We start from the raw sequence: 22,863 nt of genomic DNA on the forward strand, positions 1-22,863 counted from the left end.
GAACGACTCGAAACGGCGGGGAAGGGGGCGAACTTCGGTTCGCCCCCTTTTCTTTGCATGGCGGGCGGGAGACTGGCAGAAAACCACGATGGCTCCGCACGACCCTGAACTGGCGATCGATGCCGCGCTCAGGGCGCGCGACGCGGGCCTGGCGGAGGAAGGCGTGCCGATCCTCGCCGCTGCGCTGGCGCGGCATCGCGACAATGCGCGGTTGTGGCATGTTCTTGGGCTGATGCATCGCGCGCTCGGCGACGCCGAGCAGGCGGCGCGCGCGTTCGGCGAGGCGGCGCGGCGCGCGCCCAATGATCTCAAAGCGGCGCACGGACTTGCCCAGGCGAGCCTCGAAGCGGGCTATCCCGCGTTCGAGCTGTTCGAGCGTGCGCGCCTGCTGGCACCCGCCGATGCCGATTTGCTGATCGGCCGCGCCGCGGCGCAGCTTGCGGAGGGGCGGGGCGATGCCGCCGTCGCGGACCTTGCGCTGATCCTTGCCAACAATCCGCTGTGGATCGCGGGGCACGCCACCTTTGCGCGGATCAGCGTGATGCTGGACGGCGGGGCGACGGCCACCCAATCGCTGGAAGCCGCGGTCGCCCGGCTGCCGCGCGAGGCCGCATTGTGGACCGAACTGCTGAACGTCCTGATCGAGGCGTCGCGGTTCGCGGAAGCGGACGCGGCGTTGCGCAGGGCAGAGCCCGCGACGGGCATCGGCTTCGAACGGTTCGAAGCGGTGATCGCATCCGAACTCGGCGACGGGGCGCGCGCCGACCGGCTTTTCGCCGCGCTGGCCGACGTGGCCGATACCGCGCATGCTGTGCGCCACGTCAGGCACCTGTTGCGCATGGGGGAGCCCGAACTGGCGGCCGCCCGGATCGAGCCGCTGCTGGACCGGCCGGATGCGGACCAGCTCTGGCCCTATGCGGCGCTGGCTTGGCGCTTGACCGGCGACGCCCGGGCCGAATGGCTGGAAGGCGACGCCCGGCTGGTGGGCGTCTATGACCTGGGCGAAGCGGTCGGCGATCTCGATGCGCTCGCCGGCTGTCTGCGATCGCTGCACGGGATGCGAGCGCCGCCGCTCGGCCAGTCGGTGCGCGGCGGCACGCAGACCGACGGTCCGCTGTTCGCGCGCGCCGAGCCCGAGATTCGACGCCTACGTGCTGCGGTTCTCGATGCCGTCGCCACGCATGTCGCGCAACTCCCGCCGCCCGATCCGCGCCATCCCACGCTCCGCCACCGGCCCGCGCGGCTTCGCTTCGCCGGGGCATGGTCGGTGCGCCTGACCAGCGGTGGAAGACATAGCAACCACGTCCATCCGCTCGGCTGGCTCAGCTCCGCCTTTTATGTGCACGTGCCGTCGGAAATCGAGATGGGCCCGGCGCCCCGGGGCTGGTTGGCGCTCGGGCAGGCGCCGCATGAGCTTGGCATCGACCTGCCGGCATTGCGGCTGATCGAGCCGAGACGAGGGCGGCTGGTGCTCTTTCCCTCGACGATGTGGCACGGAACCCTTCCGTTTGATCGGGGCGAACGCCTAACGGTGGCGTTCGACGTTGCCTGTCCGGTTTGACCACGGCGGGCGCCCGACCGCGGTGCGCGTCATTCGGTGCGACGCACCCGGATTGAACGCCGCTTGTCGAACATCGCGAGATAGCTCCCAAGCGCGCCGCGTTTGATGTTCACGCTTTCGCCGGCCCGCGGCGGGAAACCGCGCGCGCCCTCCAAGGTCACCCACTGAGTCTTGTCGTCGAGCGTGACCGACCAGCGATCCGGCGCGACTTGTGCGGCGCTCACGACCTTGCTGTCGATTTCCCTGACCTGTTCCCGTTCCGCTTCGTCCCCGCCGCCGAACAGCTTGATCCGCGGCAATGCGAACCCGAACAGCGAGCGCCGTGTCTTCTGCACGTCCGACCGGTCGAGCACGACCAGATCCTTTCGCTCACGCGCGGCAACGAACTCGGCGGCGGCGCGGTCGAAACAGGCGAGGCGCTCAGCCGAGTCCGTGATGTTGCGGCAGCCTGCCACCGCATCGGCGGCATTACTCCCACTTTCCTGTGCCTCAACGGGCGAGGCTGCTAGGATCACAGTCGCCGCAATCAGTGTGCCTGTCGTCTTGAACATCACAACCCCTCAACGCGCGCCACCACGTTAGACGATCGCCGCCGTAGCGCAAAGACGTTCCAAGTGTGACGATTTTGCCACGGGTCGCGGCAAACAAGTCATCATGACAGTAATATGATTGAAGACCGAGGTGCGTCGCATTTATGCAGGCGCGATGTTGCGTCAGGTTTCTCCTGCGCATCGCCAACGAGGCTGCGTATCGCCCGGCAGGGGCGATGGCCATACCAAGGGGTGCTCAGACATGCTTTCACTCAATCGTACGCGTCTGCTGACGTCGACGCTGCTGCTGAGCGGCGCGATTTTCGTCGTGCCGGCTCATGCCCAGGAGGCCGCGCCGGCCGAGCAGACGGCGGAGCAGACGGCAGAGCAGCCCACTGACGAACAGACGGTCGTTGTCACCGGCTCGCGCATTCTTTCGCCGAACATCACGTCGGTCGCGCCGGTCCAGTCGGTCGGTGTGGAGCAGATCCAGGATTCGGGCATCACTAACGTGCAGGAGCTGCTGCTCGAGAACCCGGCGTTCGGTACGCCGGCGCTGTCGCGCACCAACTCGGCGTTCTTGACCTCGGGCACCGGCGTCGCCACGGTCGATCTGCGTAACCTCGGCTCGGATCGCACGCTGGTGCTGATCAACGGCCGCCGCGTCGTCGCGGGCGTGCCGGGCACCGCCACGGTCGACCTCAACGTCATCCCGACCCAGTTCATCGAGCGCATCGACATCCTCACGGGCGGCTCCTCGTCGCTGTACGGTTCGGACGCCGTCGCCGGCGTCGTGAACTTCATCTACAAGGACAATTTCCAAGGTATCGAGGCGACCGGCCAGTACGGCATCACCGAGCGCGGCGATGACGCGCGCTACCAGGCGAGCCTGACCGCCGGCGGCAACTTCGCCGACGACCGCGGCAACGTGATGATCCACTTCGGCTATTCGAAGGAAGAGGGCGTCAAGTCGTCGCAGCGCCGCAACACCTATCTCGACGATCTCGACACCTTCTTCTTCGTGACCGGCGATCCGAAGGACTATGGCGTGCCGTTCGAGGGTGCGCTGTCGGGCTTCGCGCCGCAGGGCCGCTTCACGACCGAGAATGGCGACTTCACCTTCGACCGCAACAACAACCTGACCAACTGGACCAGCTCGGCGGTCAACGGCTTCAACCGTCAGGCGTTCCGCACCATCGCGGTGCCGGTCGAGCGTTATCTGTTCGCGGCGCGTGGCCGTTTCGACGTCACCGACTCGATCCGCCTGTTCGCCGAGGGCACCTACGCCAACACGCGTTCGTCGCGTGAGATCGAGCCGTTCGCGCTGGCGTCGGAAGACATCTCGCCGGCGACCGGCGGCCTGATTCCGCTCGAGACGCTGGTCAATGGCGTGCTGGTGGCGAACCCGTTCGTCCCGACGGCGGTGATCAACAGCGCCACGGACGGCGACGGCGACGGCCTGCGCGACTATGCGTTCGCCCGCCGCCTGTCGGACATCGCGACGCGCAACGGCCGCACCAACCGCGACCTGTACCGCTTCGTGGTCGGCCTCGAGGGCGACCTGTTCGACAACAAGTTCCGCTGGGACGTGAGCTACAACTACGGCCGGACCACCGAGTCGCAGTCGTCGAACGGCCAGGTGAACGTGCTCAACTTCGCCAATGCGCTGCGTGCGATCCCCGACCTCAACGACGTTGACCAGGATGGCAACACCAGCGAGGTGATCTGCGCCGATGCGAATGCGCGCGCGCAGGGCTGCGTGCCGATCAACGTGTTCGGCTTCAACTCGATCTCGCCGGCGGCCGCGGCCTATGTGGCGGCGGAGCAGACCTTCCAGACCGAGATCACGCAGCAGCAGATCCAGGCCAACCTTTCCGGTGAGCTGTTCAATCTGCCGGCCGGTCCGGTCGGCATCGCGGTCGGTGCGGAGTATCGCCGCGAGACCAGCCGCGAGGACAATGACGCGCTGACCAATGCGGGCCTCAATGCCGGCAACGCCATCCCGGATACCTCGGGTGCGTTCGACGTGAAGGAGCTCTACGGCGAGCTCAACATCCCGATCCTGGCGGACACCGCGTTCTTCCAGTCGCTGAACCTGCGTGCGGCGGGCCGTATCTCGGACTATTCGACTGTCGGCACGGTCTACACTTACAATGTCGGCGGTGACTGGGAGCCGGTGAAGGGCGTGCGCTTCCGCGGCACCTATGCCCGATCGGTCCGCGCGCCGAACATCGGTGAGCTGTTCACGGGTCCGTCGCAGACCTTCCCGACCGGTATCCAGGATCCCTGCGAAGGCGTCGGCGCGACGGGTGGCGGCGCGCTGGGCGACCGCTGCCGTGCGGCGCCGGGCGTCTCGGCGAACATCGCCGCGAACGGCGGTGCGTTCACCGTCACGCAGCTCGACGCGCAGGGTGTCAGCGGCTTCAATAGCGGCAACCCCGACCTGAACGAAGAAAAGTCGACCTCGTGGACGGTCGGCGTGGTCGTCGCACCGCGCCACATGGGCGGTGCCCTGGGCCGGCTGCAGCTCTCGGTCGACTATTTCAACATCTCGATCGAGGACGCGATCGTTGCGCCGCCGCGCAACTTCATCCTCAACCAGTGCTATGTCGAGGGTAACGACGAGTTCTGCGATCTGGTCGATCGCCGCGCCGCCGCGACCCCCGTCAACAGCGCGGGCAGCCTCGAGTTCGTCGATGCGCCGCTGGTCAATGGCGGTATCTTCAAGGTTCGCGGTCTCGACGCGGTGCTCAACTGGAGCACCCCGGTGAACGTGTTCGGCGACGCTGCCAACCTGGGTCTGCGGGTTTCGTACACGCGCCTGATGGAAGGCTTTCTGACGCCGATCCCCGGCGCGCCGAAGGATCCGTTCGCGGGTGAGATCGGCTCGGCCAAGGACCGCTTCACCGCGACGGCCGTCTATTCGACCGGCGATTTCCGCTGGACGTTTACCGGCACCTATATCGGCCAGTCGCTCGAGGACGATCAGATCTATAGCCCTGGCGAAGCGCTCGACACGATCAAGATCCCGTCGGAGTTCTACCTCGACACCCAGATCAACTGGAGTGCGTCGCGGAACTTCGAGTTCTTCTTCGGTATCGACAACCTGCTCGATAACGATGCACCGAACATCCTGTCGGGTTCGGGCTTCAACACCACGGGCACCGACACCGCTGCGGATGTCTATGACGTGTTCGGCCGCCGCTTCTTCTCGGGCGTGCGTCTGCGCTTCTGATCCGGTAGCGATCTCAAACAGAAAGGGCGGCCTCGCGGCCGCCCTTTTTTGTTCCCGATTGATTTTATCGCCCGATCGGCCCGGGCGGATCATCTTCGCGGAACCAGCCCGTGATCGAATAGCGGTTCTCGGGCGCGTAGGTGGAGACCATCGACACCGAGTGATCGGCAGGGATGGTGAAGATGTTGAGCGCGTTGAACACCGGCCGGAACGCCTGCTCGACATCATATCGTTCGTCGAAGAACTGGAGATAGCCGCCCCAGTCGCGGCCCCAGCCCTTGGTCAGATTGAGGACATAGGCGGCAACGCGGTTCAGCCCCGGCGCTTCGTCGGTATGATATTTGAGGAAGTCGCCGGCCCGGAACCGCGTCGCCTGCGCGTCCGCCCAGCGGATCGTCGGCAGGCCGGTGACCGACCGCACGAACTCCAGCACCGCGGGGCTGTTGATAAACTCATAGGCGCGGAAGATCGCCATGTCCTCGCGCTGCGGCCGGAAATAGGCGGCGAATAGCGGGAAATAGGAATAGAGGAACTGGAAGTTGCTCTGCGCCCGGCGCTGGACTTGCGCCAGCATCTGCTGTGCCTGCTGTGGCGACAGCCGCGACAACTGACCCGCGTCGAGCTCCACCACGCCCTGGTCGGTGTTGAACGCGACGCCCCACGGCAGGCGCTTGAGTTCAGCGAGGATCGCCTCGGCCGACGACTCGGTCAGCACGTCGCGGATTTGCAGCCTGCCGCGCTCGCGATATCGCGCATTCAGCTCGCTTGCGTCGTGCTCCGGCGAGAGTTCGAGCTGCATGATATCCCTAACCTAGCTGCGCGCATCGGCTATAGGAGGGGGCGATGACCGAGGCAATTATCCGCGATCCCCAGTGGTTTCCCCATCGATTCGACGCTGCCCGGCGCCAGATCCTGTTCGTGCGCCTGACCCGCGAGCAACACCGCGCCGCGGCATTTCTCGACGATCGTCATTTGGGAGAAGGGCTGGAGAGCAGGGCCGTGTCGATCGACGCGATCGATGCGGACGCGGTGCCGGCCGGCCGCCTTCACTTCATCTTCCACTCGGCCTTTTGCTGCTCGACGCTGCTCGCCGCCGCGCTGGACGTGCCCGGCCGAGTGTTCGCGCTCAAGGAGCCGGTCATCCTCAACGACGTCGCGCTGGTGGCGCGGCGCGGGCTCGATCCACGCGACCTCGACCGCATCCTCGCGCTGCTCGCGCGCCCGTTCGCGCCTGGTGAAATCATGGTCGCGAAGCCCGGCAACGAGGCGAACACGGCGATCCCGTCGCTGCTCACCCGCCTGCCGGCGGCGCGGGCGCTGCTGATGTCTTCGCCGATCGAGGGCTTTCTCGGCTCGGTCGCGAACAAGGGGATGTGGGGCCGGCTGTGGGGACGCCGCGTCTATGCCGGGCTTCGGCCGTTCCAGCCGCGCGATCCAGGCTATTCCGATTCGGACCTGCTCCAGCAGACCGATCTTCAGATCGCGGCGCTGGTCTGGCTCGCGCATCGCGGCCAGTTCGCGGAGCTATCGCGCATCGCCCCCGGCCGTTACCGCGGGCTGCTAGCGGAGGATCTGCTGGCGAATCGCGCGCGCGCGCTCACCGCAATTTCGGACTGGTTCGAGCTGGGTATGTCCGCCGCCGAAATCGCCGCGATCGCTGACGGGCCGGTCTTCCAGCGCAACGCCAAGCGCGCCGACGAACATTTCGACGAGGACGCGCGTGCCGCCAACCGCGCGCGCGCCGAATCCGCGCATGGCGAGGAAATCGCAATGGTGGGCCAATGGGCCGGTGTCATCGCCGACCAGGTCGGCTTGCCGCGGAACTTCGCGCCCGGCGTGATCGGCTAGCGACCGTCCGGCCCAGGCGACGGCTGCTTACGGCCGGTTGGCGCCGAGCGACACCCGGTTCCTCTTCTCCATGACCTCGGCCGCCTGACGGGCCTGCTCATCCCATTCGGCGCGAGTCATGCAGACTTTCTTGCTGATGATGCGGCTGCTCGTCTCGCGCTCGTATTTGCAGATCTTCTTGTTCGGATCAGCCGGCTCCTTCTTCGATTCTGCCATGGCAGGTGAAGCGAGCAGGAGCGGCAACAGCATCAGAAGCTTCGACACGACATCATTTCCCTGTGGCTTGATCCAGGAAAAGAGACGTTCATCGGCGTCCCCTTACTCCAGATGTAAGCGATTGATGCCGGAGCTTATTGCGCAGCGTGGAACATGGCAACGGGGAGAGTTCGGGCAGCGTTCGTCCGATCATCCTCCTGGCGTCAGTACCAGTTCGCCATCCCCTTCGCCGACCTTGACCGTGCTGCCGTCCTTGACGTCGCCGCGCAGGATCGCATCGGCGAGCGGATCCTGGAGGTAGCGCTGCACCGCGCGCTTGAGCGGCCGCGCGCCATAGACCGGATCGTAGCCGACGCGGCCGAGCCAGTCGCGCGCCTCGGGCGTGAGGTCGAGCTTGATCTTGCGATCGGCGAGCAGCTTGCCGAGCCGGGCGACCTGGATATCGACGATCGGCGCCATCTCGCTGCGGCCGAGGCGATGGAACAGCACGATCTCGTCGAGCCGGTTGAGGAACTCCGGGCGAAAATGCGCGCGGACGATCTCCATCACCTGCGGTTCGACGGTCGCGACGTCCTGCCCCTCGTCCAATTGCGTCAGGAACTGGCTGCCGAGGTTCGACGTGAGCACGATGATCGTGTTCGTGAAGTCGACCGTGCGGCCCTGGCCGTCGGTCAGGCGGCCGTCGTCGAGCACCTGAAGCAGGATGTTGAAGACGTCGCCATGCGCCTTCTCGACCTCGTCGAACAGCACGACCTGATAGGGGCGCCGGCGCACGGCCTCGGTCAGCACGCCGCCTTCCTCATAGCCGACATAGCCCGGCGGCGCGCCGATCAGCCGCGCGACGCTGTGCTTCTCCATGAACTCGCTCATGTCGATGCGCACCATCGCGTGGGGATCGTCGAACAGGAATTCGGCGAGCGCCTTGGTCAGCTCGGTCTTGCCGACACCGGTGGGGCCGAGGAACAGGAAGGAGCCCAGCGGGCGGTTGGGGTCCTGGAGCCCGGCGCGGCTGCGGCGGACTGCGGTGGAGACCGCCTTCACGGCGGCCTGCTGGCCGATCACGCGCTTGCCGAGCTGTTCCTCCATCGCGAGCAATTTCTCGCGTTCGCCTTCGAGCATGCGGTCGACCGGGATGCCGGTCCAGCGGCTGACCACCGCGGCGATGTCGTCGGCGGTGACTTCCTCGCGCAGCATCGCCGGGCCGGTCGAGGCCTGCGCTTCCTCGAGCTGCTTGGTCAGCGCTGGGAGGGTGCCGTAGTTGAGCTCGGCCATCTTGGCGAGATCGCCGGCGCGCTGCGCCTGTTCGAGCTCGAGCCGGGCATGATCGAGCTGCTCCTTGATCTTCGCCTCGCCCGCGATCTTGTCCTTCTCGGCCTGCCAGCGCTGGGTCAGCTCGGCGGACTGCTGCTCGAGATTGGCGAGTTCGGATTCGAGCGTGGCGAGCCGGTCCTTCGACGCCTGGTCGCTTTCCTTCTTCAGTGCCTCGCGCTCGATCTGGAGCTGCATGATGCGGCGGTCGAGCGTCTCGATCTCCTCGGGCTTGCTCTCCACCTCCATGCGGATGCGGCTCGCGGCCTCGTCCATCAGGTCGATCGCCTTGTCGGGCAGGAAGCGGTCGGTGATGTAGCGGTTGCTGAGCGTCGCGGCGGAGACGAGCGCGCTGTCGGTGATACGCACGCCGTGGTGCAGCTCGTACTTCTCCTTGAGCCCGCGCAGGATCGAGATCGTGTCCTCGACCGTCGGCTCGCCGACGAACACCGGCTGAAAGCGCCGCTGCAGCGCGGGGTCCTTCTCGACGTACTTGCGGTACTCGTCGAGCGTGGTCGCGCCGATGCAATGCAGCTCGCCCCGGGCGAGCGCGGGCTTGAGCAGATTGCCGGCGTCCATCGCGCCCTCGGACTTGCCCGCGCCGATCAGCGTATGCATCTCGTCGATGAACAGGATGATATCGCCCTCGGCGGCCTTCACCTCGTCGAGCACGCCCTTGAGGCGCTCCTCGAACTCGCCGCGATACTTGGCGCCCGCGATCAGGCTGCCCATGTCGAGCGCCATCAGCCGGCGATCCTTGAGCGTGTCCGGCACGTCGCCATTGGCGATACGCAGCGCGAGGCCCTCGGCGATCGCGGTCTTGCCGACGCCTGGGTCGCCGATCAGCACCGGATTGTTCTTGGTGCGGCGGGCGAGGATCTGGATGGTGCGGCGGATCTCCTCGTCGCGGCCGATCACCGGATCGAGCTTGCCGTCCTTCGCCGCTTGCGTGAGATCGCGCGCGAACTTCTTGAGCGCGTCGTAACGGTCCTCGGCGCCTGCGGTGTCGGCGGTGCGGCCGCCGCGCAGCTGGTTGATCGCGGCGTTGAGCGCCTCGGCCTTGAGCCCGGCGGCGGCGAGCGCGCGGCCGGCATTGGTGTTGGAGGCGAGGGTGAGCGCGAGCAGCATACGCTCGACGGTGACGAAGCTGTCGCCCGCCTTGTTCGCGATCTGCTCGGCTGAATCCAGTAGGCGGACGCTGTCATTGTCGAGGCCGGGCGCCTGCTGCGCGCCGCTTCCGGTGACCGCGGGCACGCGGGAGAGCGCGGCGTCGATTTCGCTCGACGCGCGCTTGGCGTCGCCGCCCGCCGCCTGGATCAGGCCGGCAGCCATGCCCTGCTCGTCCTCGAGCAAGGCCTTCAGGATATGTTCCGGGCTGATCCGCTGGTGGTTGAGCCTGATCGCGACGGTCTGCGCCGACTGGAGGAAGCCCTTGGCGCGATCGGTGAATTTCTCGAGGTTCATGCACGTCCCTGTTGCTTGGTCACCGCGCGAGATGGTGTTGTATTTTTGTCACGCAAGGGGGTGATTTCTCGCTGCATCGCACCTTAGGGCCGGGGCGGCCGGAATAGCAAACTCGGGAGTTCTCCAGCGTGATCCGGCGAATGTCGCGATATCGAAAGGCCGGGGCGGACGCGCGGGATTATTTCCGCGCGCCCGTCTCTGCCGGTTTCAGCGCCTTGGGCGCGCCCTTGGCAAAGGTGTCGCCGAAAAAGTCGCCGGCATACCAGCGCGGCGCCTCGGGACCGTCGACGATCTCGCGTGCAATCAGATAGTTGATCCGGGCGAACTTGGCGCCGGCCTGCCAGTTGAAGTTCTGGCTGAGATTGTCTTGCGGGCGATGATAGGTCTTGGCCAGGAAGCCCATGAACTTCTCGCGCCCCTCGCCGGCAAAGCCGGTGGCGAGCATGATCGACGGCACGCCCTCGACCACGAAGCTGTAATGGTCCGAGCGGGTGAAGATGCCCTGGTCGGGCAGCGGATCGGGCGAGACCTTGATCTCCGCCTTCGCCACCGCGCGACCGGCGATCGGGCCGAGCGTCGAATGCTCGCCGCCGAACGCGATCACGTCGCTGAAGTCATAAGTCAGCACCGGCATGTCGAGGTTGACCACCGCGGCGAGCTTGCCACCGGCAGGCGCGAGCGGGTGCTTGGCGAGATATTGCGAGCCAAGCAGCCCGTCCTCCTCCGCGGTCACCGCGGCGAACATCACGGTGCGCTTCGGGCGCTGCTTACCCTGCGCGAAGGCGCGCGCGACCTCGATCATCGTCGCGATGCCGGCGGCGTTGTCCATCGCGCCGTTATAGATCTTGTCGCCCTCGAGCTTGGGGTCGACGCCGTCATGATCGAGATGCGCGGTGAGCATCACCACTTCCTTGGCCAGCACGGGATCGGAACCGGGGATCACGCCGATCACGTTGGGGCTGATCATCTTCTCGACCACGCTGTGCCGTTCGCTCCGCACCGGCGCCTCGAGCGCGAAGCCGCGCGGCATCGTGCCCTTGCGCGACGCGGCGGCGAGCACGCGCTTCCAGCTCATCGGCGCGCCCGCGAACAGCGCCTCGGCGGCGGGGCCATGCGCATAGGCGGTGGCGCGAATCTCGGGCGCCGAGGAGAAGGGCTTGCCGTCGGTGCCGACCCACACATAGCGCGAATTGGCCGACATCGCGGCGAGCCGCTTCCACGGCATCTGGGCGGTGAGCTTGGGCGTGGCGAGGGTGATGACTCCTACCGCGCCGCGTCGCCCCGCCATTCGGCTCTTTTCCGAGTTGAGATGTGCGGCGATCTCGCTCGACACCTTGCCTTCGGGCGTGCCGTAGAGCAGCACCACGATCTTGCCGCGCACATCGAGCCCCGAATAGTCGTCGAACCCGTGCTCGGGGGAGTCGAGGCCATAGCCGACGAATATGGCGGGCGCCTCGACGATCTGGTCCGCTTCGCGCGGGAAGGCGGTCATCATCACGTCCCCGCCGTTCGCGAACGGCTTTCCGCCGATCGTCACGGTCGCGGGCGCGCTTTCCTTGAACTTGGCGCGGACGAACTCGATCGGCTGGTACCAGCCCTTGGTGCCGCCGGGCGTCAGGCCGAGCGCGTCGAAACGGCCGGCGACGTAGAGCGCGGCGATGTCGTAGCCGCGCGTGCCCGCGTCGCGCCCCTCGAGCAGGTCGTCGGCGAGGAACTCGACATGCGCGCGCACTTGCTCGGGCGAGAAGGTCGGCTCGTCGGAGGGCTGGGCGGCAAGCGGCGAAGCAGCCGCGAGCACCGCGGCGGTGAGCAGGATATGGCGCATGAATTCCCCTATGTTGTCGCCAGCGTAACCAAAGCGGAACCGCTTACAAGTCCGTTGCACGGGAAGACGGCGCGGCTATGCTGTTTCCATCGATACAAGTTTCCGGAAAGCACTCTCCATGAAGCCAGCCTTTGCCAGCCTGACCGCGGTTGCGGTCGTCCTTTGCGCGCCCGCCTATGCGCAGCAGGCGCCCGCGCCGGTTCCGGTGTCGGAGCTCGTGAAGCGCGTCGACATCCCGTACGAGGAGTTCCGGCTGGCCAACGGCCTGCGCGTGGTGGTGCATACCGACCGCAAGGCGCCGGTGGTGGGCGTCGCGGTATGGTACAATGTCGGCTCCAAGCACGAACCCAAGGGCAAGACCGGCTTTGCCCACCTGTTCGAGCATCTGATGTTCAACGGCTCCGAGAATTCGCCGGGCGAGTTCTTCGAGCCGCTCAAGGAAGTCGGCGCGACCGATTACAACGGCACGACCAATTCGGATCGCACCAACTATTTCCAGACCGTGCCGCGCGCGGCGCTCGACCGCGCGCTGTTCCTCGAGAGCGACCGCATGGGCTATCTGCTCGGCGCGGTGACTCAGGGCAAGCTCGACGAGCAGCGCGGCGTGGTCCAGAACGAGAAGCGCCAGGGCGACAATCAGCCCTATGGCCTGCTGCGCTACAAGGTGAGCGAGGGGCTGTTCCCCGAGGGCCATCCCTATCGCCACTCGACGATCGGATCGATGGCCGATCTCGACGCCGCCAGCCTCGACGACGTCAAGAACTGGTTCCGCCAATATTACGGGCCGAACAACGCCGTGCTGGTGCTCGCCGGGGATATCGACGTCGCAACGGCCAGGCCGCTGGTCGAGAAATATTTCGGCGCCATTCCCAGGGGCGCGACGATCAGCGATCCCAAGGTCGAGGTGCCGACGCTCGCCGCGGCCAAGGCCGAGGTGATGAAGGACCGTGTCGCGGTCACCCGCATCTATCGCATGTGGGCGGTGCCGGGGATGCGCGACAAGGAATCGACCGTGCTCGACATCGCGACCGGCGTGCTCGGCGGCGTCGCCAGCTCGCGGCTCGACAATGCGCTGGTCAAGAAGGAGAAGCTCGCGGTCGGCGTCGGCGCGTTCAACCAGAGCCTGGCGCAGGCGGGGATGGTGCTGATCTCCGCCGACGTGCGGCCGGGTGTCGACCCGGCGGTGGTCGGCAAGCGGCTCGACGAGCTGATCGCGGACTATCTCAAGAACGGCCCGACCAACGAGGAGCTGGAGCGCTACAAGACGCGTACCGCCTCGTCGCGCATCCGCGGGCTGGAGTCCGTGGGCGGTTTCGGCGGCAAGGCGGTGACACTCGCTTCGGGCGCGCTCTACATGAACGATCCGGGTTTCTATAAGAAGCAGCTCGCCGACCTCGCGGCGGTGACGCCGCAGCAGGCGCGCGACGTGGCGGCGAAGTGGCTGTCGCGCCCGGCCTATGCGCTGACGATCGAGCCGGGGCCGCGCGACGCCTATGCCGAGGCGGCAGGCACGGCGAAGAAGCCGGTTGCGGCGGCCGAAGCGCCGTTCAAGGGTACGCGCGGCGCGCTGCCGGCGGTCGCCGAGGTCAAGGACATCGACTTCCCGGCGGTGACGCGGACGAAGCTCTCCAACGGCATCGAGCTGGTCTATGCCCAGCGCGACGCGGTGCCGGTGACTCAGGCGGTGATCAGCTTCGATGCGGGCGCTGCATCGGACGTGCCGACCGCGCTCGGCACCGAGAGCATGGCGCTCGCGCTGCTCGAAGAGGGAACGGCGACGCGCGATTCGATCGGTATTGCCGAGGCGCAGGAGCGGCTCGGTGCGGGGGTGAGCGCGGGCAGTAACGCGGACCGCGCCTATGTCTCGATGTTCACGCCGAGCCCCAACCTTGCCGGCTCGCTCGAGCTGATGGCCGACATCACGCGCCACCCGAGCTTCCCTGCCGCCGAGCTGGAGCGCGTGCGCAACCAGATGCTGGCGCAGATCGCGCAGATCAAGGCGAACCCCGCGGGCCTCGCGCAGATGGCGATGCCGCCTTTGCTGTACGGCGCGGAGTCGCCCTATGCCAAGACGGCGGCGATCGGCGGCGATCCCGAGGCGGTGAAGAAGCTCAGCCGCGACGACCTGATCGGCTATTACAAGGCGTGGATCCGGCCCGACAAGGCGAAGATCTTCGTCGTCTCCGACCGTCCGCTGGCGGAGATACAGGCAGCGTTCGAGACGCGCTTCGGCGACTGGAAGGGCGAGGGCGCGGCGGGCGCCAAGAGCTTCGCCGCCAAGGCCGAACAGACCACGCCCAAGATCGTGCTGATCGACCGGCCGGATTCGCCGCAGTCGCTGATCTATGCCGCGCAGATGACGCCGGTGGATCCGTTCGCTGATTCGATCGCGCTCGGGACGGCGAGCGAAGTGCTGGGCGGCGACTTCCTGTCGCGCATCAACATGAACCTGCGCGAGGACAAGAGCTGGTCCTACGGCGCGCGCGGCGGCGTGGCGCGAATGGAGCATGCGGTGCCCTTCACCGTCTCCGCGCCGGTCCAGGCCGACAAGACCGGTCCGGCGATCGCCGAAATCCAGAAGGAGGTCGGCGATTATCTGAGCAGCAAGGGCGTGACCCGCACCGAGTTCGATCGTTCGGTGATCAGCAACGTGCGCAAGATGGCCGGCCAGTATGAGACGGCGGGCGCGGTGCTCGGCGCGATGCAGGCCAACGACTTCCTGCGCCGTCCCGACGATTATCAGGACGGGCTCGCGAAAAAATATCGCGCGCTCACCATGCCGCAGGTTGACGCTGCGGCACGCGAGGCGATCGACCCGAAACGCTTCATCTGGGTAGTGGTGGGCGACGCGTCGAAGGTGCGCGGGCAGCTTGACAGTCTCGGCCTGCCTGTCGAGGTGGTGAAGCCCGAGTCCGTCGGTGCCGCCGCCAGGGCCGCCGCGAACTAGGGGCCGGATTTTGACGTAACCCGACTACAGGAGAGACGAGCATGGCGAATGTCGATGGCACCTGGGATACCGTCACCCACTCGCCGATGGGCGACCAGAAGGCGACGCTGAGCGTGGTGAGCGCGGGCGACACCTTCACCGGCACCTATGCCGGCGCGCTCGGCACCACCGCGGTCAGCGGCCGGGTCGATGGCGACAAGCTGACCTGGACGGTGGACATCACCGTGCCCATGCCGATGACGCTGAGCATCGAGGCGACGGTCGACGGCGACAAGCTCACCGGCACCGTCACCGCCGGCGCGTTCGGCAGCTTCCCGATGGAGGGCGTGCGCGCCTGATCGGGTGATGCCGCGAACAAGGCCCGCTTCCCACGAGGGAGGCGGGCCTTTTCATTGGTGTGCGCCGTCAGCGCTGGAAGGGGATCGGCGGCAGCGTGATCCGCTTCATGCGAAGCGGGCGGCCCGCCAGGAAATCCTGGAGCAATGGCCGGATCGCGGGATTGCCGAACAGGTCGAATTCATGCGCGGCGTTCTCGGCCACCACGACCTGCGCATTGGGAAGGGCGGCGGCGATCTCATGGGCGTTCTCGACCGGGGTGCGCGCGTCGAGGTCGCCGGCGAGGATGAGCGTCGGGACGTCGCTGCGGACGTCGCTGCGATATGCCTCGCCGAGATCGGCATCCGGCCATGCCGCGCGAAGATCCATCACCGGGAAGTTCATCGCGTTGCCGAGCAACGCGCTGCCGGCCTGCGCGCGGATGCGGGCGAGACGCGCCGGGCTGGCATAGGAGGACAGGTCCATCATGTACTTCATTGCTGACCCGAGGCGGAACCGCGTGCGCAGCACCAGCACCGCCGGGCCGATCCGTGCGAACTTGCCGGCCGCCATCTCGCGATAGGCGACCGGGAGGGTCGCGAGCAGACGGGGATCGCCGAGCGCCTGCGCGGTGAGCAGCTGCAGGTCGAATTCGCCGATCGTCACCTGCCGCGTCGCGTCACCCGCTGAGTCGGTGACGGAAAGGGTGACCGGGGCGCGGCGGAGCTGATCGAACACCGTGCGCATCGTTCCGGGCAGCTCGGGCATGCCGGCGCGCGCGGCGATGCGGGCGATTACCGCGTCGGTCTGCGTGGGCAGCTTGAGCGTGTGATCGGGGCCCTCCGGGCTCACCAGGATCATGCGCGCGATGCCGCCCGGGTGGCGCCGGGCCGTCGCGAGGGCGAGATGCGAGCCATAGCTGCGGCCCCAAAGGTTCAGCCGCGCATAGCCGAACGCGCGGCGCACCGCCTCCACATCGTCCGCGCTTTCGACCGTGGTGTAGGATTCGAGCCGCACGCCCTTCGCGGCGAACCGTGCGGCGGCGACGCGCGCGGCGCGGTCGATGAGCGGGAGCCATGCCTGCGGCGATCCCGGGACATCGAGCGGTAACGGCACCGCCTCGGGCAGCACGAGGCTCGGCTGCGAGCGGCCCGTGCCGCGCTGGTCGAAGGCGATCACATCGCCGCCCATCAGCTCGAGCAAGGCGGCTGTCTGCGATGGCGGCAGGCCGGACAGCAGCCGGGTGCCCGAATCGCCCGGGCCTCCGGCCAGCAGCATGTTCGCGGTCGATGCCGACGCGCCGGCCCAGCGCAGCCGGATCGCCGCGAGCTCGATCTGCCGGGCGCCGGCGTTGGCGCCGGTGCGTTGCTCCGGCACTCGAACGAAGCCGGTGGCGATCTCCATCTGCCGACCGTCCGGCGCGGCGATGATGCGAGTCGCGGCCTGGTGGATCGCGGGTGCGGCATCCTGCGCGCTGGCGGCAGAGATTCCGGCCGCCAGTGCGAGCGCGGCGTAAAGAAAGCGAAACGTGCTCATCATGCTTCGAGCTGCCGCAAGCGGGCGGTGAGTGCCGCGAGCCGCCGCCGGGCGCGCGCCAGCAGCAGCAGCGCGGCGGCCATCAGCATGAGCCCCAGCCCTCCGGCGACGAGCCCGGCCGGCTGTGCCGCAGCGACTCCGAACGCGAAGGCGCCGAGGGTGAAGATCGAGGTGAACGTCACCGCGAGCCAGCCGGCGACAATGCGCTGCCGGACGTAGAGCACGCGCCGCTGCGTCAGCACCCACGCGGCATAGCCTGTCCAGCCCGCGCCGATCGCGGCCAGCACCGCGAACGCCAGTCCCGCGCGCGGCGGCAGGTCGGGCTCGGTCAGTCCGAGCGAGGCGATCACCACCGTCATCGCCAGCGCCGCCGCCAGCAGGGCGCCGTGCGCGATACGCGAGGCGGGCGCCAGCTGCGCATCGGCAAGCCGCCGCACGGCGTCGTACGCGTCCCGATCCGTCCTCACGTTCATGACAACTCTCCTTGCGTCTCGAGTTCCTGGCGGAGCTGGTGGCGGGCGCGGTGGAGGCGGGACTTGACCGTGCCGGACGCAATTCCCAGCGCTTCGGCGACCTCGGCGATCGACAGCTCCTGCAGGTAGAAGAGGGTCAGGATCTCGCGCTCGATCGGCGGAAGTCGTTCCAGGCCGCGCTCCACCAGCTCGGCATCGACATGGTCCGGCTCGGGCGCGTCGGCCAGTTCGCTCGCCTCGGCGATGGCGCGCGCCGCATAACGCTTCCGCAGGCTGTCGGCGAAGGCGCGGTGGGCGATGCCGAACAGCCAGGCGCGGAAGCGCTTCGGTTCGCGCAGCCGGCCGATCCCGCGAAAGACGCGCAGCCACACGTCCTGCGCCAGTTCCGCCGCGGCGTCGCCGTCCTGCGTCACCCGCCGCGCATAGCCCGCGATCGGGGCGGCCCAGCGTTCGATCAGTGCGTCAAACGCCGCACGCTCGCCCAGCTGGCAGCGAAGGACAAGCCGTGCGTCCTCTACCGTTCCCCGGCCATCGTCCTGCGGTCGCTGCATCGTTCACCCCGAAGCATTCCCAGGGGTAGTCGCGGCCGCGGCGAAAAGGTTCACGAAAAAACGCTGATGTTCCTCAGCGCCGGACGCGCGTGACATGCCCCATCTTGCGGCCGGGGCGGGCCTCGTGCTTGCCGTAGAGGTGGAGATGCGCGTCGCCTTCGCCGAGCAGCGCCGGCCACCTGCCGGCGTCGGCGCCGATCAGATTGGTCATCTCCACCGCCGCGCCGGTCAGCGTGGTCGAGCCGAGCGGCAGGCCGCAGATCGCGCGGATATGGTTCTCGAACTGGGAGGTGACCGCACCCTCGATCGTCCAGTGGCCGCTATTGTGGACGCGCGGCGCCATCTCGTTGAACACCGGGCCGTCGGGCGTGGCGAAGAACTCGCAGGTCAGCACGCCGACATGGCCGAGCTTGTTCGCCATCGCGACGGCGAAGGCGGTGGCTTCCTCCGCCTGCGCCAGCACGGGGGCGCTGGCGGGAACTGAGGATGTCGCGAGGATGCCTTCGCGATGCAGATTCTCGGGCACGTCCCAGGCGACGGTGGCGCCATCGGTGCCGCGGCATACGATCACCGAGAATTCGGCGAAGAAATCGACACGGCCTTCGAGGATCGCCGGGAAACCGCCCTCGAGCACCGGACTGCCGATCTCCGACCAAGCGGCCGTGGCGTCGGCTGGGCTGTCGATCCGCGCCTGGCCCTTGCCGTCATAGCCGAACAAGGTGGTCTTGAGGATCGCCGGCGCCCCGACGTCGGCGAGCGCGGTTTCGAGCGAGGGCAGGTCGGACACGCCGCGCCACGGCGCGGTCCGTCCGCCGATCTGCGCGGCCCATTCCTTCTCGGCGACGCGGTAGCGCGCGATGTCGAGCGACAGGCTGTGCGGCCGCGTCGGCACGCGCGCCCCGAGCTGCGCGATGGCGACCGGCTCGACATTCTCGAACTCGAAGGTGATCGCATCGACCTGTCCGGCGAAGGCGTAGAGCGCCGGCGAGTCGTCATAGGCGCCCTGCGTGAACGCCGCCGCGACGTCGCACGCCGGACCGCTCTCGGGCGCGTAGATGTGGCAGCGATAGCCGAGCTGCGCCGCGGCGACCGCGAGCATCCGGCCGAGCTGCCCGCTGCCGAGGATGCCGATGGTGCTGCCGGGGGGGATCGCGCTCATTCGGGTCGGGTCACTCCGGGTCGCTCGCGACGCTGTCGGTCTGGCGCGCGCGCCAGGTCTGGAGCCGTTCGGCGAGCGCCGCATCGGAGGTGGCGAGGATCGCTACGGCGAGCAGGCCGGCATTGATCGCGCCGGGCTTGCCGATCGCCAGCGTGCCGACGGGGATGCCGCCGGGCATCTGAGCGATCGACAGCAGGCTGTCCATGCCCTTCAGCGCCTTGGATTCGACCGGCACGCCGAGCACCGGGAGGTGCGTCATCGATGCGGTCATGCCGGGCAGGTGCGCCGCGCCGCCCGCGCCAGCGATCACCACCTTGAGCCCGCGCCCGGCCGCGTCGGTGGCATAGTCATAAAGCCGCTGCGGGGTGCGGTGGGCAGAGACGACCTTGGTCTCGTGCGGCACGCCGAGCTCGGCGAGCACGTCAGCGGCGTGGCGCATCGTCTCCCAGTCGGACGTGCTGCCCATGATGATGCCGACCAGCGGGGTTTCCGCCATTCATGCCCCCTCTCGAACGGGAAAGCGCCCCCCTAATGGGCTGTGGGCGCGGCATCAAGCTTTGCCCATGGTTTGGGCGCAAAAGCCGGGAAGCGATGCCTGGCACGAGCGCCTATATCGGCAGCATGATGAGCAACATGATCTCCGACGACGAAGCCTGGGCGGCGTTTGACCGCCGCGACCGCGCCTATGACGGGCGGGTGATCGCGGGGGTGAGCACCACGGGCATCTATTGCAAGCCGAGCTGCCCTGCCCGGCATCCCAAGCGCGAGCATGTGACCTTCTATCCCGATGCCGACGCCGCTCGCGCCGCCGGCTTCCGTGCGTGCCTGCGCTGCAAGCCCGATGAGATCGGGCGCGAGCGGATCGCGGTGGCGGAGGCGGTGGCGCTGCTCGAGGCGGCGGAGGAGCCGGTGACGCTCGACGAACTCGCCGTGCATGTCGGCTATGCCCCGCACCATTTCCAGCGGTTGTTCAAGCGCGCCACCGGGGTCACGCCCGCCGCCTACGCCCGCTCGCTGCGCGCGCGCCGCGCCGCCGAGGCGCTGACCGCGGAGGACAATGTGACGAGTGCGATCTACGAGGCGGGCTATTCCGCGCCGAGCCGCTTTTATGAGACCAGCAACGCGCGGCTGGGCATGACGCCGAGCGCGTGGCGCAACGGCGGGGCGGGGGTGACGATCCGCTGGACCATCGCCGACACCAGCCTCGGTCCGCTGCTGATCGCCGCGACCGACCGGGGGCTGTGCCGCGTCGCCTTCGACGAGGACAGCCTGAGCCTGGCGACTCGCTTCCCCCGCGCCGAGATCGTGCCGGGCGGCGCGGCGCTGGCGGCGCTCGCCGCGCGGGTGGTGGCCGAGGTCGAGCAGCCGGGGCGGCACACCGACCTGCCGCTCGACGTGCGCGGCACGGCCTTCCAGGAGGCGGTGTGGCAGGCGCTGCGCGAAGTGCCGCAGGGCGAGACGGTGAGCTATGCCCAGCTCGCGGTCGCGGCGGGCAGCCCGGGCGCGGTGCGCGCCGCCGGCACGGCGTGCGGCTCGAACAACGTTGCGGTGATCATCCCATGCCACCGCGCGCAGCGTAGCGACGGGAGCATGGGGGGCTATGCCTATGGCGTCGACCGCAAGCAGGTACTGCGCCGGCGCGAAGGCGTGGCGGAATGAGCTACGTCATCACCGGCCTCGACCCCGCGCCCGTCGCGGAGGGCGCGAAGCGGCCCGCGCGCCATGCCGGCGCCGTGCCGGAGCAGCTTCGCACGCGGCTGCTCTCGGTCCGCGCATTCGACGCGGAAGGGATGATGATCGACGCCGAGGTGCTCGAGGGCGCCGGCCTCGACGCCGAGATCGCGTGCATGTTCGACGATCCCGCGGCCGCCTGTCTCCACGTCCATAATGGCCGCCGCGGCTGCTTCGCGGCGCGAGTCGATCGCGGCTAACTTGCCGGCTTGCAACTATAGACCAGCCGCTCGTTGAACACCTGGGGCAAGGCGGTGCGGATCGCCTGCTGCTTGGCGGCAAGGTCGGCGCGCGCCGCCTGGTCGGTCGAGCAAGCCTTGATCTTCACGTCGCTGCGCAGCTTGCGAGCATCCGCCATTTGGCCGGCGGGGAGCAGGTAGCGTGTGGTCGAGTAAGTCCGAGTCGAGGGCGCATATTCGAGCACCGACACGGTCTGCTCGTCGTCGGGCACCAGGATGCGTTGCCAGTTCTGCTGCCCGGTCTCGGCATATTGGGTGCGGCCGTTGACGCAGCCGTCGGCGTTGATGTCGATGTTCACGTCCTGCGTGCTCGACACGGTGACGCGCGAGCGGGCCGGCTCGATCGTGCAGACCAGCTTGCCGAGTCCGCCGGCTTGCGCGGGCGGCGGGACGGCGACGCGCGCGGCGCTCTCGATCGTCTTGGGGTCGAATGCGGGCCGGGTGAAGAAGGTGATCAGGGACGCGAGCACCAGTACCCCGCCGCCGCCCGCCGCCCACAGTGCCTCGCGCTGCTTTCCGCCGGTGTAGAGCACGGCGCCCGCGCCCAGTCCCATCGCGCCGAGTACGAGCAGCAAAGCGGCGGCTGCCATGAAATTCTCGCGCAGCGCGAAATTGTCGACCAGTGCCTGGTCGAGCGCGCTCTCGCGATCGGCGGCGGCCTTGGCGGCTTCCTCGCGCATGCGCGCCTCGTCCGCGGCGCGCATGCGCTCGGCCTCGCTGCGGTCCTGCGCCAGCCGGTCGGCGATGCTGGTGCAGGCGACGCCGTTGGCCGGCATGGTCTGTCCGGCTTCACGCAGGAATGCCGCGACCTCGTCATTGCCGATCGCGAAGCCGAAGCTCGCATCGCCGTCGTCGGCGCGGGTGACCGCCGAGTTGACGCCGAGCACGCGGCCGCACGGGTCGAGCAGCGGCCCGCCCGAGTTGCCGCGCGCGATCCCCGCGGTGTGGAGCAGCACGTTGACGCCCTGCAGATTACGCCGGCCCGAGAACACGCCCTGCGAGCGCACCGGGGAGAGCGGGGTGATGAAATCCGCGGCCGAGCGCGCCGTCGCGAGATCGACATTGCCGGGGTAGCCGAGCGCGATCATCGCATCGCCTTCGCTCACCGGGCCGTTGTAGAAGGTGAGCGCGGGCAGACGGATGCCGCCGAACTCGATCAGCGCGAGGTCGCGATCGGCGTCGATCGCGACCAGTCGGCCCTGATAGGATTTGTCGCCCTCCGACGGCACCACGCCGATCACCACGTCGCCGGGGTAGCGCTCCGCCGCCTCGACGACATGCGCGTTGGTGATCACGCGGTTGGGCGCGACCGCGAAGCCGCTGCCATGGCCAAAGCCGACCACCTCGCCTTCGACCACCGCGATGGTGACGATGCGCACCACCCCGCGCCCTGCGGCGGAGATGTCGTCGGCACGCGCGGGCGCCGTGACGCCGAGGAGCAGCGCAAGCGCCAGCAGCAATCGGGTCGATAGCTCTTTCACTCTGACACTCTCCGGCTTGCGCTGCCCTCTTCGCCAAAGCGCGCCGCGGAGGCAAGCCGGAGGCGCGCTATTCGGCCTCTTTCACGGCCGATGTGTCGGTCTTCTTCTTGAGCAGCCGGACGAGCATCTCGCGCGGGGTTTCGCGATCCTCCTCATCCTCGGCCTCCTTATACTGGTTCTGCGCCCGCTCGCGCCGGCGCTTGTCCTTCTCGGTCTCGTCGGCGATGCCATAGGCGTCGGGCGCGCTCGTCGAGATCGCGTCCTCGATCATTCCCCGCGCCTCATAGTCGGCGGCGACCATTTAGCGCAGGGTGCGCACGCGCGGGATCAAGTCGAGCGCCCTGGAAAGCGCGGTCTGCGCGGCCGGCGGCGGGAGCACGCCGCGGCGCGAATAGCTTTCGTAGGAGGCGCGCGCGAAGCGCGGCTCACGCCATAGAACGGGTA

At 68.1% G+C, this 22,863-nt stretch carries 19 protein-coding genes; 7 read left to right on the forward strand and 12 right to left on the reverse strand.

Annotated elements, in window-relative coordinates; all coding sequences use genetic code 11:
* The first annotated feature begins 88 nt into the window (after positions 1 to 88).
* Positions 89 to 1,561 carry a putative 2OG-Fe(II) oxygenase gene (locus tag ABDV68_RS04890; protein WP_343518546.1) on the forward strand — a complete coding sequence of 491 codons (1,473 nt, stop codon included), beginning with the start codon at positions 89 to 91 and terminating at the stop codon, positions 1,559 to 1,561.
* A gap of 29 nt (positions 1,562 to 1,590) precedes the next feature.
* Here ABDV68_RS04890 and ABDV68_RS04895 read toward each other — a convergent pair whose 3' ends face one another.
* Entirely contained in the window at positions 1,591 to 2,112 is a 522-nt protein-coding gene (locus tag ABDV68_RS04895) for a hypothetical protein (RefSeq protein WP_343518547.1), read from the reverse strand.
* Between the two features lie 241 nt (positions 2,113 to 2,353).
* Between ABDV68_RS04895 and ABDV68_RS04900 the strand changes: the two genes are divergently transcribed.
* Entirely contained in the window at positions 2,354 to 5,326 is a 2,973-nt protein-coding gene (locus ABDV68_RS04900) for a TonB-dependent receptor (RefSeq protein ID WP_343518548.1), read from the forward strand.
* 64 nt (positions 5,327 to 5,390) lie between these two features.
* Here the strand turns inward: ABDV68_RS04900 and ABDV68_RS04905 are convergent, their stop codons facing one another.
* Positions 5,391 to 6,125, reverse strand: coding sequence for a 2OG-Fe(II) oxygenase family protein (locus tag ABDV68_RS04905; RefSeq protein ID WP_343518549.1), 735 nt, complete (start codon positions 6,123 to 6,125; stop codon positions 5,391 to 5,393).
* Between the two features lie 44 nt (positions 6,126 to 6,169).
* Between ABDV68_RS04905 and ABDV68_RS04910 the strand changes: the two genes are divergently transcribed.
* Entirely contained in the window at positions 6,170 to 7,174 is a 1,005-nt protein-coding gene (locus ABDV68_RS04910) for a hypothetical protein (RefSeq protein WP_343518550.1), read from the forward strand.
* A gap of 27 nt (positions 7,175 to 7,201) precedes the next feature.
* On the opposite strand, the gene ABDV68_RS04915 is transcribed toward ABDV68_RS04910, so the two are convergent.
* The 3 genes from ABDV68_RS04915 to ABDV68_RS04925 all read right to left on the reverse strand — a co-directional run bounded on the left by ABDV68_RS04915 (position 7,202) and on the right by ABDV68_RS04925 (position 11,987).
* On the reverse strand, positions 7,202 to 7,438 hold the full coding sequence (locus ABDV68_RS04915; protein ID WP_343518551.1) for a hypothetical protein: 237 nt from the start codon (positions 7,436 to 7,438) through the stop codon (positions 7,202 to 7,204).
* Positions 7,439 to 7,579: 141 nt separating this feature from the next.
* The gene (gene clpB / locus ABDV68_RS04920; protein WP_343518552.1) at positions 7,580 to 10,162 is read right to left on the reverse strand and encodes an ATP-dependent chaperone ClpB; all 2,583 of its coding nucleotides are present in this window, start codon (positions 10,160 to 10,162) and stop codon (positions 7,580 to 7,582) included.
* Positions 10,163 to 10,340: 178 nt separating this feature from the next.
* The gene (locus ABDV68_RS04925) at positions 10,341 to 11,987 is read right to left on the reverse strand and encodes a M28 family metallopeptidase (RefSeq protein ID WP_343518553.1); all 1,647 of its coding nucleotides are present in this window, start codon (positions 11,985 to 11,987) and stop codon (positions 10,341 to 10,343) included.
* Between the two features lie 118 nt (positions 11,988 to 12,105).
* On the opposite strand from ABDV68_RS04925, the gene ABDV68_RS04930 reads away from it, so the two are divergent.
* The gene (locus ABDV68_RS04930) at positions 12,106 to 14,934 is read left to right on the forward strand and encodes a pitrilysin family protein (protein WP_343518555.1); all 2,829 of its coding nucleotides are present in this window, start codon (positions 12,106 to 12,108) and stop codon (positions 14,932 to 14,934) included.
* Positions 14,935 to 14,975: 41 nt separating this feature from the next.
* On the forward strand, positions 14,976 to 15,272 hold the full coding sequence (locus tag ABDV68_RS04935) for a hypothetical protein (RefSeq protein ID WP_343518556.1): 297 nt from the start codon (positions 14,976 to 14,978) through the stop codon (positions 15,270 to 15,272).
* Between the two features lie 67 nt (positions 15,273 to 15,339).
* Here the strand turns inward: ABDV68_RS04935 and ABDV68_RS04940 are convergent, their stop codons facing one another.
* The 5 genes from ABDV68_RS04940 to purE all read right to left on the reverse strand — a co-directional run bounded on the left by ABDV68_RS04940 (position 15,340) and on the right by purE (position 19,464).
* On the reverse strand, positions 15,340 to 16,785 hold the full coding sequence (locus ABDV68_RS04940) for an alpha/beta fold hydrolase (protein WP_343518557.1): 1,446 nt from the start codon (positions 16,783 to 16,785) through the stop codon (positions 15,340 to 15,342).
* Positions 16,785 to 17,258, reverse strand: coding sequence for a hypothetical protein (locus tag ABDV68_RS04945; protein ID WP_343518558.1), 474 nt, complete (start codon positions 17,256 to 17,258; stop codon positions 16,785 to 16,787). The genes ABDV68_RS04940 and ABDV68_RS04945 overlap by 1 nt, the downstream gene beginning before the upstream one ends.
* Positions 17,255 to 17,809 (reverse strand): RNA polymerase sigma factor, encoded by a 555-nt coding sequence (locus ABDV68_RS04950; RefSeq protein WP_343518559.1) that lies wholly within the window; start codon positions 17,807 to 17,809, stop codon positions 17,255 to 17,257. The genes ABDV68_RS04945 and ABDV68_RS04950 overlap by 4 nt, the downstream gene beginning before the upstream one ends.
* A 73-nt stretch (positions 17,810 to 17,882) precedes the next feature.
* A complete protein-coding gene (locus ABDV68_RS04955) occupies positions 17,883 to 18,968 on the reverse strand; it encodes a 5-(carboxyamino)imidazole ribonucleotide synthase (RefSeq protein WP_343518560.1) in 1,086 nt (361 codons plus the stop codon).
* 10 nt (positions 18,969 to 18,978) lie between these two features.
* Positions 18,979 to 19,464, reverse strand: a complete 486-nt coding sequence (gene purE, locus ABDV68_RS04960) for a 5-(carboxyamino)imidazole ribonucleotide mutase (RefSeq protein WP_343518561.1) — start codon at positions 19,462 to 19,464, stop codon at positions 18,979 to 18,981.
* Between the two features lie 95 nt (positions 19,465 to 19,559).
* Here purE and ada point away from each other — a divergent pair, with 95 nt between their 5' ends.
* Together ada and ABDV68_RS04970 are read left to right on the forward strand one after the other, a co-directional pair.
* Entirely contained in the window at positions 19,560 to 20,627 is a 1,068-nt protein-coding gene (gene ada / locus ABDV68_RS04965) for a bifunctional DNA-binding transcriptional regulator/O6-methylguanine-DNA methyltransferase Ada (protein ID WP_343518562.1), read from the forward strand.
* On the forward strand, positions 20,624 to 20,899 hold the full coding sequence (locus tag ABDV68_RS04970) for a DUF1203 domain-containing protein (RefSeq protein ID WP_343518564.1): 276 nt from the start codon (positions 20,624 to 20,626) through the stop codon (positions 20,897 to 20,899). The genes ada and ABDV68_RS04970 overlap by 4 nt, the downstream gene beginning before the upstream one ends.
* Here ABDV68_RS04970 and ABDV68_RS04975 read toward each other — a convergent pair.
* Positions 20,896 to 22,419 carry a trypsin-like peptidase domain-containing protein gene (locus ABDV68_RS04975; RefSeq protein WP_343518565.1) on the reverse strand — a complete coding sequence of 508 codons (1,524 nt, stop codon included), beginning with the start codon at positions 22,417 to 22,419 and terminating at the stop codon, positions 20,896 to 20,898. The two genes, ABDV68_RS04970 and ABDV68_RS04975, sit on opposite strands and share 4 nt — an antisense overlap.
* Positions 22,420 to 22,486: 67 nt before the next feature.
* On the reverse strand, positions 22,487 to 22,690 hold the full coding sequence (locus ABDV68_RS04980; RefSeq protein WP_343518566.1) for a hypothetical protein: 204 nt from the start codon (positions 22,688 to 22,690) through the stop codon (positions 22,487 to 22,489).
* Positions 22,691 to 22,863 lie beyond the last annotated feature (173 nt).

Source organism: Sphingomonas sp., assembly GCF_039595165.1.
GTDB lineage: Bacteria > Pseudomonadota > Alphaproteobacteria > Sphingomonadales > Sphingomonadaceae > Sphingomonas.